We start from the raw sequence: 1,150 nt of genomic DNA on the forward strand, positions 1-1,150 counted from the left end.
AGAATTAGTCGAAGATCTTAGCAACAACACCAGCACCTACTGTACGGCCACCTTCACGGATCGCGAAACGAAGACCTTCGTCCATTGCGATTGGTGCGATTAGCTCTACAGTCATCTTGATGTTATCGCCTGGCATTACCATTTCTACGCCTTCTGGTAGCTCGATGTTACCAGTTACGTCAGTTGTACGGAAGTAGAACTGTGGACGGTAGCCTTTGAAGAACGGAGTATGACGGCCGCCTTCGTCTTTAGAAAGTACGTATACTTCTGACTCGAACTTAGTGTGTGGGTTGATTGACTTAGGAGCCGCTAGTACTTGACCACGCTCTACTTCGTCACGCTTAGTACCACGTAGAAGTGCACCAACGTTCTCACCCGCACGACCTTCGTCTAGAAGCTTACGGAACATCTCAACACCAGTACAAGTAGTTGTTGTAGTCTCTTTGATACCTACGATTTCTACTTCGTCACCTACTGTTAGGATACCACGCTCAATACGACCAGTTACTACTGTACCACGACCTTGGATTGAGAATACGTCTTCGATAGGCATTAGGAATGGCTGATCGATTGCACGCTCTGGCTCTGGGATGTAGTTGTCTAGTGCTTCTGCTAGCTCAACGATTTTCGCTTCCCACTGCTCTTCGCCGTTTAGTGCGCCTAGTGCAGAACCTTGGATAACTGGTAGGTCATCACCTGGGAAATCGTACTCAGATAGAAGTTCACGAACTTCCATTTCTACTAGCTCAAGTAGCTCTTCATCGTCAACCATGTCACATTTGTTCATGAATACGATGATGTATGGGATACCAACCTGACGGCCTAGTAGGATGTGCTCACGAGTTTGTGGCATTGGGCCATCTGTCGCAGCAACAACTAGGATACCACCGTCCATCTGTGCAGCACCTGTGATCATGTTCTTAACATAATCCGCGTGTCCTGGACAGTCTACGTGTGCGTAGTGACGAGTTGGAGTGTCGTACTCAACGTGAGATGTTGCGATTGTGATACCGCGCTCACGCTCTTCTGGAGCGTTATCGATTGATGCGAAGTCTTTCGCTTCACCGCCGTACACTTTAGATAGAGTTGTACAGATTGCAGCAGTTAGAGTTGTTTTACCGTGGTCAACGTGGCCGATAGTACCAACGTT

1 protein-coding gene is annotated in these 1,150 nt (G+C 47.9%); it reads right to left on the reverse strand.

The features are described 5' to 3' along the window. Positions 1-4: 4 nt before the first annotated feature. On the reverse strand, positions 5-1,150 hold a 1,146-nt coding region (gene tuf, locus IX95_RS25390), incomplete at its 5' end, for an elongation factor Tu (protein WP_038165115.1).

It is taken from the genome of Vibrio sp. B183 (assembly GCF_000740665.1).
Taxonomy (GTDB): domain Bacteria; phylum Pseudomonadota; class Gammaproteobacteria; order Enterobacterales; family Vibrionaceae; genus Vibrio; species Vibrio coralliilyticus.